The 13,192-nt window shown below is 69.0% G+C and carries 13 protein-coding genes; 9 read left to right on the top strand and 4 right to left on the bottom strand.

Features of this window, described 5'->3' with window-relative positions; genetic code table 11:
* Positions 1–16: 16 nt before the first annotated feature.
* The 6 genes from AMK34_RS05975 (at position 17) to AMK34_RS05950 (ending at position 7,963) form a co-directional block, all read left to right on the top strand.
* Positions 17–1,345 carry an ABC transporter substrate-binding protein gene (locus AMK34_RS05975; RefSeq protein ID WP_073844604.1) on the top strand — a complete coding sequence of 443 codons (1,329 nt, stop codon included), beginning with the start codon at positions 17–19 and terminating at the stop codon, positions 1,343–1,345.
* A gap of 3 nt (positions 1,346–1,348) precedes the next feature.
* On the top strand, positions 1,349–2,893 hold the full coding sequence (locus AMK34_RS05970) for an alpha-N-arabinofuranosidase (RefSeq protein WP_073843504.1): 1,545 nt from the start codon (positions 1,349–1,351) through the stop codon (positions 2,891–2,893).
* Positions 2,886–4,649: a glycoside hydrolase family 35 protein gene (locus AMK34_RS05965; RefSeq protein WP_073843502.1), complete on the top strand. Its 1,764-nt coding sequence runs from the start codon at positions 2,886–2,888 to the stop codon at positions 4,647–4,649. The genes AMK34_RS05970 and AMK34_RS05965 overlap by 8 nt, the downstream gene beginning before the upstream one ends.
* Before the next feature lie 64 nt (positions 4,650–4,713).
* A complete protein-coding gene (locus AMK34_RS05960) occupies positions 4,714–5,391 on the top strand; it encodes a response regulator transcription factor (protein ID WP_073843500.1) in 678 nt (225 codons plus the stop codon).
* On the top strand, positions 5,384–6,778 hold the full coding sequence (locus AMK34_RS05955; RefSeq protein WP_073843498.1) for an ATP-binding protein: 1,395 nt from the start codon (positions 5,384–5,386) through the stop codon (positions 6,776–6,778). The genes AMK34_RS05960 and AMK34_RS05955 overlap by 8 nt, the downstream gene beginning before the upstream one ends.
* Before the next feature lie 57 nt (positions 6,779–6,835).
* Positions 6,836–7,963, top strand: a complete 1,128-nt coding sequence (locus AMK34_RS05950; RefSeq protein ID WP_073843497.1) for an acyltransferase family protein — start codon at positions 6,836–6,838, stop codon at positions 7,961–7,963.
* A 9-nt stretch (positions 7,964–7,972) separates the two neighbouring features.
* On the opposite strand, the gene AMK34_RS05945 is transcribed toward AMK34_RS05950, so the two are convergent.
* Complete coding sequence (locus AMK34_RS05945) at positions 7,973–9,421, bottom strand: DHA2 family efflux MFS transporter permease subunit (protein WP_073843495.1); 1,449 nt, start codon at positions 9,419–9,421, stop codon at positions 7,973–7,975.
* A gap of 299 nt (positions 9,422–9,720) precedes the next feature.
* Here AMK34_RS05945 and AMK34_RS05940 point away from each other — a divergent pair, with 299 nt between their 5' ends.
* Together AMK34_RS05940 and AMK34_RS05935 are read left to right on the top strand one after the other, a co-directional pair.
* Positions 9,721–10,494 (top strand): maleylpyruvate isomerase N-terminal domain-containing protein, encoded by a 774-nt coding sequence (locus AMK34_RS05940; protein ID WP_083649811.1) that lies wholly within the window; start codon positions 9,721–9,723, stop codon positions 10,492–10,494.
* Positions 10,495–10,515: 21 nt separating this feature from the next.
* Positions 10,516–11,010, top strand: a complete 495-nt coding sequence (locus AMK34_RS05935; RefSeq protein WP_083649749.1) for a MarR family winged helix-turn-helix transcriptional regulator — start codon at positions 10,516–10,518, stop codon at positions 11,008–11,010.
* Here AMK34_RS05935 and AMK34_RS05930 read toward each other — a convergent pair.
* A complete protein-coding gene (locus tag AMK34_RS05930; protein WP_083649748.1) occupies positions 11,007–11,528 on the bottom strand; it encodes a DUF6506 family protein in 522 nt (173 codons plus the stop codon). The two genes, AMK34_RS05935 and AMK34_RS05930, sit on opposite strands and share 4 nt — an antisense overlap.
* Positions 11,529–11,687: 159 nt before the next feature.
* Positions 11,688–12,071, bottom strand: coding sequence for a winged helix-turn-helix transcriptional regulator (locus tag AMK34_RS05925; protein WP_016334585.1), 384 nt, complete (start codon positions 12,069–12,071; stop codon positions 11,688–11,690).
* Between the two features lie 96 nt (positions 12,072–12,167).
* On the opposite strand from AMK34_RS05925, the gene AMK34_RS05920 reads away from it, so the two are divergent.
* Complete coding sequence (locus tag AMK34_RS05920) at positions 12,168–12,575, top strand: RidA family protein (protein WP_073843493.1); 408 nt, start codon at positions 12,168–12,170, stop codon at positions 12,573–12,575.
* Between the two features lie 3 nt (positions 12,576–12,578).
* On the opposite strand, the gene AMK34_RS05915 is transcribed toward AMK34_RS05920, so the two are convergent.
* On the bottom strand, positions 12,579–13,058 hold the full coding sequence (locus AMK34_RS05915; RefSeq protein WP_073843491.1) for a cupin domain-containing protein: 480 nt from the start codon (positions 13,056–13,058) through the stop codon (positions 12,579–12,581).
* Between the last annotated feature and the right edge of the window lie 134 nt (positions 13,059–13,192).

The following is a 13,192-nucleotide window of genomic DNA, read 5'->3' as shown; positions in this document are numbered from 1 at the left end:
CCCGAAAGGACCTTCGATGTCGCGAATCCACAGACGCGTCAAGGCAGCCGTCGCCGTCGCCTTGGCCGCGGCACTGGCCGTCGGCTGTTCGTCCGGCACGGACGGCCCGGCCGCCGGGTCGCAGGACTCGGTCGACGCCGCACTCAAGGCGGGCGGCACGATCACGTACTGGAGCTGGACGCCTTCCGCGAAGGACCAGGTCGCCGCGTTCGAGAAGGAATTCCCGAACGTCAAGGTCAACTACGTCAACGCCGGTACCAACAAGGAGCAGTACACCAAACTGCAGAACGCGATCAAGGCGGGCTCCGGCGCGCCGGACGTCGCGCAGATCGAGTACTACGCGTTGCCGCAGTTCGCGCTCACCGAGTCGCTGGCCAATCTCGATCAGTACGGCTTCGGGGCCTTCGAAAAGGACTACGCGCCCTCGACCTGGTCCAGTGTCCGGGTGAATAACGGCCTATACGGCCTCCCGCAGGACTCCGGTCCGATGGCGCTGTTCTACAACAAAGAAGTCTTCGACGCCCACGGCATCGCCGTGCCGAAGACCTGGGACGAGTACGTCGCCGCGGCCAAGAAACTGCACACGGCCGACCCCGGCAAGTACCTCACCTCCGACACCGGCGACCCCGGCTTCGCCACCAGCATGATCTGGCAGGCGGGCGGGAAACCGTTCACCGCCGACGGCCGGAACGTTAAGGTCGACCTGGCCGACCCGGGCACCAAGAAGTGGACCGCCACTTGGAACCAGCTGGTCGAAGGCAAACTCCTCGCCCCGATCAAGGAGTGGTCCGACGACTGGTTCCGCGCACTCGGTGACGGCACCATCGCCTCGCTGGTCACGGGCGCCTGGATGCCGGGCAACTTCAAATCCTCGGTCCCCGGCGGCGCGGGCAAATGGGCGGTGGCGCCGATGCCGACCTACGACGGGCAGCCGGTCACCGCGGAGAACGGTGGCAGCACGCAGTCGGTGCTGAAGCAGAGCGGCAACCCGGCGCTGGCGGCGGCGTTCGTCCGGTGGCTCAACCACGGCAACGGGGTCAAGCCGTTCATCGCCAGCGGCGGTTTCCCGGCGACGACGGCCGACCTGAACTCGCCCGCCTTCCTCGACCAGGCCGATCCCTACTTCGGCGGCCAGAAGATCAACCAGGTGCTCAACGACGCGTCGAAGAACGTCGCGAAGGGCTGGAGCTACCTGCCGTACCAGACCTACGCCAACAGCGTCTTCAGCGACACCGTCGGCAAGGCCTACCTCGGCGGCACCTCGCTCGACGCCGGCTTGAACGCCTGGCAACAGGCGATCGTCGACTACGGCAACCAGCAGGGCTTCACCGTCAGCGCGAGGTGAGGCGTGGGCATCGAGATCGAAGCCGACGTTTCCGATGTGATCGGACCGGTACCGCGACGGCTGTTCGGCACCTTCGTCGAGCACATGGGCAGGTCCGTGCACACCGGGATCTTCGAACCCGGTCACTCCACTTCGGACGGTCGGGGTTTCCGCGGCGACGTCCTCGGGCTGATCCGTGAGCTGGGTCCGTCCGTCGTCCGCTATCCCGGCGGGAACTTCGTTTCCGCGTACCGCTGGGAGGACGGCGTCGGGCCGGTGGACAGCCGGCCTGTGCGGCTGGATCCGGCGTGGCACAGCATCGAGTCGAACCGCTTCGGGCTGCACGAGTTCGCGGCGTGGGCGGAAGCCGCCGAGGTCGAGGTGATGTACGCGGTCAACCTCGGCACCCGCGGGATCCAGGAGGCCGCCGACGTCCTCGAGTACTGCAACCACCCCGGCGGCACGGAACTGAGCGAGCGGCGGCGCGCGAACGGCGCCGACCGCCCGTTCGGCTTCCGCCTGTGGTGCCTCGGCAACGAGATGGACGGACCCTGGCAGGTCGGGCACAAGACCGCCGACGAGTACGGCCGTCTGGCCGCCGAGACAGCGCGGCTCATGCGGATGGTCGACCCCGGCGTCGAGCTCGTGGCCGCGGGGAGCTCGAACCGCGAGATGCCGACCTTCGGCGAGTGGGAGCGGACCGTGCTGGAGCACACCGCGGGGCTCGTGGATCACCTCTCGCTGCACGCCTACTACCAAGAACACGACGGAGACGTCGCCAGTTACCTCGCCAGCGCCGCCGCCCTGGACGACTACATCCGGACCACCGGCGGGATCATCGACGACGTCCTGGCGAAGGCCGGGCTGGACAAGAAGATCGGCATCAGCGTCGACGAGTGGAACGTCTGGGATCAGCGACGCTGGAACGACGTCGAGCAGCGGGAACTGATCGACGGCGGCTGGCGTGAACATCCGCGGATCATCGAGGACGACTACACCGTCACAGACGCGGTCGTCGTCGGCTCGCTTCTCGGCTCTCTGCTGCGCAACGTCGACCGCGTCACGATGGCGAACCAGGCGCAGCTGGTGAACGTCATCGCGCCGATCCGCACCGAACCCGGTGGCCGGGCGTGGCGGCAGTCGACGTTCCACCCGTTCAGCCTCACCTCGGCTTTGGCGGCGGGGAAAAGCCTCCGGCTCGCCGTCACGGGTGACACCGTCCACACAGGACTTCACGGCCGCGTGGACGTCGTCGACGCGGCGGCGACCTTCGACGAAGACGGCCGCTGTGCCGTGTTCATGACCAATCGGGCGACCGAGTCCGCGACCGGCGTGCGGCTGCGTATCCGCGGCGCGCGGCTCGCGCTCGCGGACGCCTGGACGGTCGCGGTCCCGGACGGGCACGACCGTCATCTCACGAATTCCGTCGACGCGGAGCCGGTCCGGCCCGTCCCGTTGCCCGGCGCGACCGCCGCGCACGATCCGGAAGGAACCATCATCACCGTCACGCTGCCACCCCACTCCTGGACCGCGCTCCGGCTGACCGCGGAGGTGGTCCGGGATGCCTGAGTTCGTCATCGGGGACACCGACTTCCTGCTCGACGGGAAACCGTTCCAGATCATTTCCGGGGCACTGCACTACTTCCGGGTGCATCCGGACCTCTGGGCCGATCGCATCGACAAGGCCCGACGGATGGGGCTCAACACCATCGAGACCTACGTCGCCTGGAACGCGCACTCACCGGAACCGGGCGAGTTCGATGTCTCCGGTGGTCTCGATCTCGACCGGTTCCTCCGGCTGATCGCCGAGGCCGGGATGTACGCGATCGTCCGTCCCGGCCCGTACATCTGCGCGGAATGGGACAACGGCGGCCTGCCGACCTGGCTGCTGCGGGATCCCGAACTCCGCGTCCGTGAGTTCGAACCGCGCTACCTCGCCGCCGTCCGCGGTTATCTGGACGACGTGTACCGCGTGGTGGCGCCGCACCAGATCGACCGGGGCGGCCCGGTGCTGCTCGTGCAGGTGGAGAACGAGTACGGCGCCTTCGGTTCCGACAAGCGGTATCTGGCCGCGTTGACCCACTACACCCGAGCCGCCGGAATCACCGTCCCGCTGACCACGGTGGACCAGCCGACCCACGAGATGCTGGCGAACGGCGGTCTCGACGGGGTGCTCCACCGGACGGCGTCGTTCGGTTCGCAGAGCACGGCGCGGCTGAAGACCCTGCGCGAACATCAGCCGACGGGGCCGTTGATGTGCAGCGAGTTCTGGAACGGCTGGTTCGACCATTGGGGCGCGCACCACCACACCACCTCCGTCGAAGGCTCGGCGGCGGATCTCGACGCGCTGCTCGCGGCCGGTGCCTCGGTCAACCTCTACATGTTCCACGGCGGCACCAACTTCGGGCTCACCAACGGGGCCAACGACAAGGGCGTCTACCAACCACTGGTCACCTCTTACGACTACGACGCCCCGCTGGACGAAGCGGGCGACCCGACGCCGAAGTACCACGCCTTCCGAGAGGTGATCGCGCGGTATCACAAGGTCCCCGACAGTGTTCCGCCCGAAGCGCGACCGGCCCCGACACCGGTCGCGGTCCTGGGAGATCCCGCGTGGCTGCTCGACTCGCCTCGCCGCTGGGGGACCGCGCAGGAGCACGAGAACCTGCCCACCTTCGACGAACTGACCCCGGCCCCGCGCCTGGCGTTCCTGCGGACGGCGGTCGACGTCGGAGCGCCGGGTGTGCTCACCTTCGGCGAGGTGCGGGATCGGGCGACGGTGTTCTTCGACGGGGACCGCCTCGGCACCCTCCTCCGCGAACATCGCGATCGCGCGATCCGGTTGCCGCGGGCCCGCGGCGAGCTCTTGGTGCTGGTGGAAGACCTGGGAAGGGTGAACTACGGGGAGCGGATCGGCGAGGCCAAGGGGATCATCGGCGGCGCGCGTGTGCACGGCGAACCCCTGACGGGCTGGGAGGTCGTCCCCATCGACGTGCCCGCGCTGCCGGATCTCCTGCCGGAGGTCTCCGCGGCCGAGCGTCCGTCGGGGCCGCTGCCCGGCCCGGTGGCCGTGCGGGGCGGCTTCGATCTCGACGAGCCCGCCGACCTCTTCCTGGACACCGGACACTGGGGCAAGGGGTTGGTCTGGATCAACGGGTTCCTGCTCGGCCGTTACTGGCGGCGCGGTCCACAAAGGACGCTGTACGTGCCGCGGCCGGTGGTCCGGGCGGGGCGCAACGATGTCGTCGTGCTGGAGCTGGACACGATGCTCGAACCCGAGGCGAGGTTCGTGCCCCGGCCGCTGCTGGGGCATACGGAGGCTTGAGCCTCGCGAGGGACCGCCCGCGACGCATGCGCGGTGTGGCCGGGTCGTGTGGGATCGTGAGCGGATGAGGATCTTGCTCGTGGAGGACGAGCGACGCCTGGCCGAGTCGCTCCGGGCGGGATTGAGCGCCGAGGGCTACGCCGTGGACGTTGCGCACAACGGCCGCGACGCGCTCTGGTACGCCGCCGAACATCCGTACGCCGCGATGATCCTCGACATCATGCTGCCGGGGCTGAACGGGTACCGCGTGTGCCGGAGGTTGCGCGAACGGGGCGACACCACCCCGATCCTCATGCTGACCGCGAAGGACGGCGAGGACGACGAGATCGAGGCGCTCGACACCGGCGCCGACGACTTCCTCCCGAAGCCGTTCTCCTACGGTGTGCTGCTCTCCCGGCTGCGGGCGCTGATCCGGCGCGGGGGACCGACCCGGCCGGGCACACTGCGGCTCGGCGACCTCGAACTGGACCAGGCGAGCCACACCTGCCGTCGCGGCGGCGCCGAGATCCCGTTGACCACCAAGGAATTCGCCCTGCTGGCGTATCTGATGAAACGGCAGGGCGAGGTGGTCACCAAGGCGGAACTGCTGGAGAACCTCTGGGATTTCGCGGCCTCGGCGACCGCGAACCTGGTGGAGGTCCACGTGAGCGCGTTGCGGCGGAAGATCGACCTGCCGTTCGGCGCGGAGACCATCCGGACGGTGCGCGGTGCCGGCTACCACGTGGTCGGCTCCGGTGCCTAAGGCGTGGCGGTCGACCCGCTTCCGGGTCGCGTTGACCGCTTTCCTGGCGTCGATCATCGCCCTGTCGGTCGTTTCGGCGTGGTTGGTGCTCGATGCCCAGAACCGGCTGGGCAGCGGCGCCGCGCAGGTGGCGAGGGAGCGCGCGGCCGCCGTCGTCCAGGTACTCAACACCGGCGCCGCCCCGGCCGACCTGCGGCTCCTCGTGCGAGCTTCGATCTACGAGGTGACCACCCAGACCGGTGAGCGGGTCGCGTCCTGCCCCGGCCTGCGGTTCGGGACGATCGTCCCGAACGGAGACTTCGAGTACGGCGACAGCGTCCAGGACCTCAAGCCCGGCGCCGTCGATCTCGCCGACAGGGAATCCGTCGGCTGCGCGCGTGAGCTCGGGGACGATCCGGAGCGGAACGGACTCCGGCTGCACGTGGCGGCCACCGTGAGCGGCGACAGCAAGTACCGGGTCTACGGTGCCTCCATCATCGACGAGTCCGGACAGGCGGCGCTCGATTCGGTGCGCGTGACGCTGCTGGCGGGTGTGCCGGTGATCGCCCTGTTGATAGGGGCGATCGCGTGGTTCGCGGTCCGGCGGTCGCTGCGTCCGGTCGAGGCGATCCGCTCGGAGGTCGCGGAGATCGGCGCGCACGACCTCTCCCGCCGGGTCCCGGCGCCGGACAGCGCCGACGAGATCGCGAAGCTCGCCGAAACGATGAACACGATGCTCGCGCGCCTGGAAACCGCGGTCAGCAGGCAGAGCCGGTTCACCTCGGACGCGTCGCACGAACTGCGTACTCCGCTGGCGTCCCTGCGGACTCAGCTGGAGGTGCTGCTCGCCCATCCGGACCGGCTGGACTGGCGCGACGCCTGCCGTAACGCGCTCCTCGACATCACGCGGCTGCAGGACCTCGTCGGAGACCTCGTCCTGCTCGGCAAGCTGGACAACGCCGAGCCGGACCGGTCCGCCCCGGTGCGACTGTCCGAAGTGGTCGAATCCTGCCTGTCCGGGCGGCAGGGAGTCCGCGCCGTGATCGAGGAGGATCCGACGGTCCTCGGCGACCGCGGCAGGCTGGAGCGGCTGCTGCGGAATCTGGTGGACAACGCGCAACGCCATGCCAGGACCGGGGTCGAGGTACGCACGTCCATTGTGGACGAATTCGCCGTGGTGACGGTGACCGACGACGGACCCGGCATTCCCGTCGCGGACCGTGAGCGGGTGTTCCACCGGTTCGTGCGGCTGGATGACGGACGTGCGCGTGACGAAGGCGGCGCGGGTCTCGGGCTGGCGATCGTTGCCGAGATCGCCCACGCGCACGGTGGCACTGTCGAGGTCGCCGAGTACGACGGCGGCGCCCGTCTCGTCGTCCGCCTGCCGGTGGCGGAAACGCGAAGCTGAAGACGTCTTCAGCTTCCTTAAGCTTCGGTTCAGCGTCCGGGCCCGAATCTTCGGGCCATGTTCGCTCCTTCGCTCCGTTCGTGGTGGCGGCCCCTCGGCCACGCCGACTATCTGGCCTCGTCGTGGTTCCCCGGCCTCACGGGCGTGCGCGCGCTCGCCGCCGTGGCCGTCGTGTTCTTCCACTACGGAGGTCCCGTCGTGGACCGCCTCCAGGGCTGGATCGCCGTGCAGTTGTTCTTCGTGCTGTCCGGTTTCCTCATCACGACACTGGCCCTGCGCGAGGAGGACCGTGACGGCCGGATCTCGCTGCGCGGGTTCTACCTGCGCCGGATCTTCCGGATCATGCCGGTGTACTTCCTGCTCCTGGCGCTGACCACGGTCGCGGTGACGATCGCCGGGACGTATCAGAGCAGCAGGCTCGCCGACGCCATGCCGTATTACCTTGTCTTCGGCAACGAACTCGTCGACTTCAACACGCCGTATCCGACCTCGTGGTCGCTGGGAGTGGAGGAGAAGTTCTACCTGGTGTGGCCGGCGCTGCTGGTGCTGACGTCGTTCGCGAGAAGCGGGAGGGCCGCGTTGCGTCTGCTGCTGGGCGCGTCGGCCGTTCTCGGGGTGGTGCTGTTCGCGCTGCCGCTGGCGCCGTCGCATACCTGGGCGAGCCTTTCGGTGCACTACTGCTCGCTGGTCGTCGGCTGTCTCTTGGCGATGACGCTCCACCATCCGCGTGGGTTCGCCCTGGTCCGGCCCTTGACCAGCCCGGCCGTCGCCACGGTGATCGGCTGCGGGTTCGTCGTGCTGCAGTTCTCCGTCGGTCCCCTGGCGAAGGCGCTCGGCGGGCATTGGCAGTTCGTCGTCCCGGTCTACGCGGTGGGCTCGGCGCTGCTGCTCGTCGCCGTCGTCTCGCCGGGCCCCGTGCGGGCCGTGCTCTCGAGCAGGCCGTTGACGTTCGTCGGAGATCGTTCGTACGCGCTCTATCTCGCCCAGACCGGCGCCGCCGGGGTCACGGGCTGGTTGCTGCCCAGCGGACTCGCCAAGGCCGCCGCGACCACCGGTGTCGCGCTGGTGTTCGCCTGCGCGCTGCGCCGCTGGGTCGAACAGCCCGCCATCGCCTACGGCCGGAAGGTGCTCGAACGACGTGCGCCCGCCGAACCTCCTGTGGAGGCCACGGCGGGCGCACGGTGAAGCGGTGGATCAGTGGTGAGCGGCGGCCGGGGTGCCGCCGGCGCTCTTCTTGACGAACAGCGAACCGGCGAACGCGGCCAGCCCGATGCAACCGGCGACCATGAACGTGGTGCGGATACCCGCCGAGTCGGGGCTGGTCGCCCCGGCCGTGGTCGTGCTCGCCGTGGCCACCGCGATGAACATGGCGGTGCCGAGCGCGCCGGCGAGCTGCTGCAGGGTGGCGAGGATCGCGCTGCCGTGTGAATAGAGGTGCTCGGGCAGCGACCCGAGCGACTCGGTCATCAGCGGGGTCATCATCAGGCCGAGCCCGCCCATCAGGAGGACGTGGATGGCGATGGCCGCGATCAGCGGTGATTCCGGGCCGAGCAGCGCGAACAGCCACAGGGAGACCGCCATCGCGGCCGCGCCGGGGATGACCAGGGGCCGGGGGCCGAGGCGGTCGTACAACGCGCCGACCGGGCGGCCGAGCAACCCGAGGACCAGACCGCCGGGGAGCACCGCGAGCCCGCTGACGAACGTGCTGGTGCGCAGGACGGTCTGCAGGTACAGCGGAAGCAGGATCGCCGCGGCACCGAGCAGGCACATGAACAGCAGCGCCGTCAGCACCAGCGAGACGACGAAACTGCGGTGGGTGAACGGGCGCAGGTCCAGCAGCGCGCGATCTTCCTTCTGCAGGCGCAGCTGGCGCCAGATGAACACCGCGAGCGCCGCGGCCCCGACGACGATCGGCACCCACGGCGGCACCGGCTGGTGCCCGCCCGCGGACTCACCGGACACGGACAGGCCGTACAGCACGCCACCGAAACCGACGGCGGACAGGATCACCGACAGCACGTCCAGCGGAACCTTGCGGGTGTCGCTCCCGAGCCGCAGCTGCAGCATGCCGACCACCAGGGCGGCGAGCGCGAGCGGCAGCACGATCCAGAACATCCAGCGCCAGCCGAGCGAGGAGAGCACGGCACCGCCGATGGTCGGGCCGATCGCCGGGGCGACCGCGATGACGATGGTGATCGTGCCCATCGTGGCGCCGCGTTTCTCCACCGGGACCAGGCGCATCACCGTGGTCATCAGCAGCGGCAACATCACCGCGGTACCGCAGGCCTGGATGACCCGGCCGGTCAGCAGGAGCGCGAAGCCCGGGGCCAGCGCGCTGACCAGGGTGCCGGTGCTGAACAGGGTCAGCGAGGCGAGGAAGACCTGGCGCGGGGTGAACCGTTCGAGCAGGAAACCGGTGGTCGGGATGACGACCGCCATGGTCAGCAGGAAGCCGCTGGTCAGCCACTGGACGGTGGTGGTCGGGACCTTGAGGTCGACGGTCAGGTCACGCAGCGCGACGCTCAGGATGGTCTCGTTGAGGATCATCACGAACGCGGACAGGACCAGGACCCCGATCAGGAGCCCGGCTTTCGCCGGTGCCCGTTCCTGGTCGTGGGTGGTTTCGGGCAGGGTCTCGGTCATCAGTGAAGGGCTCCTGGAAGGGCGCGGGTCCGCGTGGGCCGCCTTCGACGACGGCAACGGTGACAGCGAAGGCGAGGGTGAATTCGTCCTTCAGTCTGCCTGTGCCGGTCCGTGCCTGTCACGTGAATTTCCGTAGTGAGTACGGTCACTGCCCTTTCGGGCGGCCTCGGACCGCACGTCGGCGGAACGGATTTTCCGTGGTGGCACGATAAAATCGGCCCGTGACCAGAGCGATCACGGCGGAACGATGGCATTCGGTGCGGCGAGCCTATCGGGTGACGGGTGCGCGATTCGCGGAAATGGTGGGGCGCGTCCGGGATCCGGCCGCGATGGTCACCGCGGAGTGGACGGTGGCCGAAACGGTCGCCCACGTCGCGATGATCGCGAAGATGTACACGGCGCTGGTGCGCCCGGACGGCGCCCCGGTGCTGGACGCCCGCGGCCAGAGCCAGGTCGAAAAGACCACTGTGGACACGGTTTCCGTCTTGAACGGCTTGGTGCTGCGGGAGTTTCCCGAACGCGACCTCGGCGTGCTGGTGACCGGATTGCTCGCGGACATCGAAGAAGTACTGCGCGTGACCGAGGACGCCGACCCGGCGACCTCGCTGGACTGGCTCGGGGATTCGAAGGCGCCGCTGGCCGGTGTGCTCGCCCATCTGGTCAACGAACTGCAGATCCACGGCTGGGACATCGCCAGGGCGCTGAAGCTGCCGTGGACGATTCCGCCGTCCGACGCGGCTTTGTTCTTCGATCTCTTTCTGGTCGGTGTGCTGAGCCATGACATCGGGCATCTCCTCGACACCGACGAGCCGCCGCGAGAACGACGGATCGCCGTGGCGTTCCGGTCGGCGTACACGTCGCCTGTCGTGCTGGTGCTGCATCGGGGACGGGTGAGCGTCGAGGAGCCCGGAGGCCCGGTCGACGCGCGGATCTCGTTCGATCCGCCGTCGCTGAACCTGATGCTGTTCCACCGGGTCGGCAAGGTGCGTTCCGCGCTGACGGGCAAGGTCGTCGTCGGTGGTCCGCGACCGTGGCTGCTGCCTGCTTTCCTGCGTGTCGTGCGGCTGCCCTGAGTGCACGGCTAGGCTTTCGCGGTGCCGAAGGATTCCATCGACCGCATGGTCGACGAGTGGGCCGTCAGCGACGGCGCGCTCGACGTCAGCGCCCTGCAGGTGGTCGGCCGGTTGTTCCGGACCGCCGGGCACGGCCAGGCGGCCGTCGTCGAGGCACTTCGGCCGTTCGGTCTCAGCTATGCCGACTTCGACGTCCTGAACACCCTCCGGCGCCGCGACGATCCCGGCGGGACGCATCCGCGGGATCTGGCGGAGACCGCGCTGATCACCTCCGGCGCGATGACCGCGCGGCTCGACCGGCTGGAGCGGAGTGGCCTGGTGAAGCGCCACTCCGATACCGAGGATCGCCGCGCGGTCCGGATCCGGCTCACCAAGGCCGGGGCCGAACTGGCGGCGAAGGCGCTGGACGCCGTCCTCGTCGCCGACGAAGACATCCTGTCGCCGCTCAGTCCGGCGCAACGGCGGACGCTGGCCACGCTGCTGAAGAAGCTCCTCCTGCACGCCGAAGCGGACTAGACGTTTTCCGCCTCGAACTCCGCCTTGTACGCGGCCGCGCGCTCGATCGAGTCGACCGGCCAGGCCACGAGGCTCACCGGCACTCGGTCGCCGACAGCCGCCGCGACGTCGCGGGCGATTGTCAGTGAAGTGCCACCGCAGATCTCGATCGCCTCGGTCCCGGCGTCGGCCAGCTCGCGGGCGATCCGGACCGCGGCGGGGGAGTCCGGCACCGAGACCACTGTCGTCCTGCCGCCGCCCGCGTGCTCGCGGACCAGGCGGTGTTTCGCCGGATCGGCGCTCGGATGCCCGACGAAGACGGTGGCGGAATCGCGGATCGGCCGCGAAGCCGGTGCCCCGTACCCCGCGACGCCGACCGCGGCCCGGCCGCCGACGGCCTCGATGACCTGAGCGGCCGAGGCGAGGTCGAAACCGCGATACAGCTCCATGAGTCGGGCGCCGTCGGCCACCGCTTCGGCCGCGACCTTCGCGGCGGCGGCGCCGTCCGGAACCCCAGACGAGCAGAGCCTCCGCGTCACCGAGGTCTTGTGTCACCCGGTCGGTTCCGGGGTCGGAACCCGGCTCGAGAAAGAGGAACAGATCGATGTTCTCGCTCATGACATCCACCCAGTTAGCTTGGTATTGAACTACTTGATACCAAGGTTAACCGGGCGGGATCGCCGTGTATTCCGGAAAGCTCAGGCGGGAGCGTCGAACCGGCGCCGCGAGTTCTCGATGTGGCCGAGGAACCGGTGGGTCCAGTCGCACATCCCGTCGACCGTCGCGCGCAGACCGTGGCCCGCCTCGGTGAGGGTGTAGTCGACGCGCGGCGGCACCGTCGGATGCACGGTTCGCTCAAGGAGGCCGTTGCGCTCCAGCATGCGCAGGTTCTGGGTCAGCATCTTGTGGCTGATGCCCTCGATGTCGTCGCGTAACTCGGTGAACCGCCGCGTGCGGTCGCCGACCGTTTCGATGATCAGGAGCGCCCACTTGTTGGCGACGTCGGAGAAGATCTCGCGCGCCAGTGAGTCCGCCCGCAGGAGATCGGCGTCGTCCGAACCGTTGAGCTGCTTGGTCACCATGAGGTTCCCCAGTCACGAAAAAGTGCGTTCTTCCAGGTCGTCGCACACTCTCCTACAGTTCCTGGGTAACCACAAGTGACCTACGAGGGAGTACGGATGAGCATCACCCTGGTGAATCCCGCGGGACTGCCGGAGATCCCCGCCTACCGGCAGGTGTCGATCGCGACCGGGTCGAAGCTGGTCTTCATCGCGGGGCAGGTCTCCTGGGACGCCGATGGCGCCCTTGTCGGCGAAGGCGACCTCGCCGCCCAGGTTGAGCAGTGCTACCTGAACATCAGCACCGCGCTCGCCGGGGCGGGCGCCACCTTCGACGATGTCGCGAAGATGACCGTCTACGTCGTCGACTGGACGCCGGACAAACTCGCGCTGTTCCTCGAAGGCGTGGACCGGGCCGCCGCGAAACTGGGCGGCACCCCGGTCCCGCCGGGAACGCTGATCGGTGTCGCGGCACTCGACGTGCCCGAGCACCTCGTCGAGGTCGAGGCGACCGCGGTCATCGACTGACGCTCACTGACCGCGCGCGGCGCGCCAGATGGGGCTGTCGACGTAGTGGTTGTCGTACTGCTTCGAGGACGCGGCGATCTCCGAGGGGTCCGCTTCGCCGCGCGCGACCCGGTCGAGGAGCCGGTAGTAGTCGAAGCGGGCCATGCCCGGCGTGAAGGTGACCAGGACGTCCGCGTCCGATCCGGCGGCGGGCCCGAACGCGTGCGGCACCTTGGGCGGCACGGCGAGGAAGTCGCCCTTTTTCAGGGTGTGCAAGGTTTCCTCGACGAGGACCTGGAGTTTCCCTTCGAGCACGAAGAAGAACTCGGTCGCGCGGGTGTGGAAGTGGGCCGGGGTGCCGAAGACGCCGTCCTTCAGGGTCGCGCGGTTCGCGGTGAAGCCCCCGTCGGTGGTGTCCGAGTCGGCCAGCAGCGTGATCTCGCTGCCCGGCGCGTCGCTGACGATCTCGGCGTCGGCGGCCCGGAGGAGGATGGGGTCGAACATGGTGGCGTCTCCTTGGTTCTTCGTGTTCAGCAGGCTCGCTGACAGAACCCAGCCTCTCCCGGGGGCGGAAGGTGATCAACGCGGAAAGCCGCACTGATCGATAATGCGGAGGTTATCGATGCGGGCTGGCTGTC

The organism is Amycolatopsis sp. CB00013 (assembly GCF_001905755.1).
Classification (GTDB): Bacteria; Actinomycetota; Actinomycetes; order Mycobacteriales; family Pseudonocardiaceae; genus Amycolatopsis; species Amycolatopsis japonica.
Note: the sequence above shows the minus strand (reverse complement) of the source record. Positions and strands in the feature narration are given on the sequence as shown.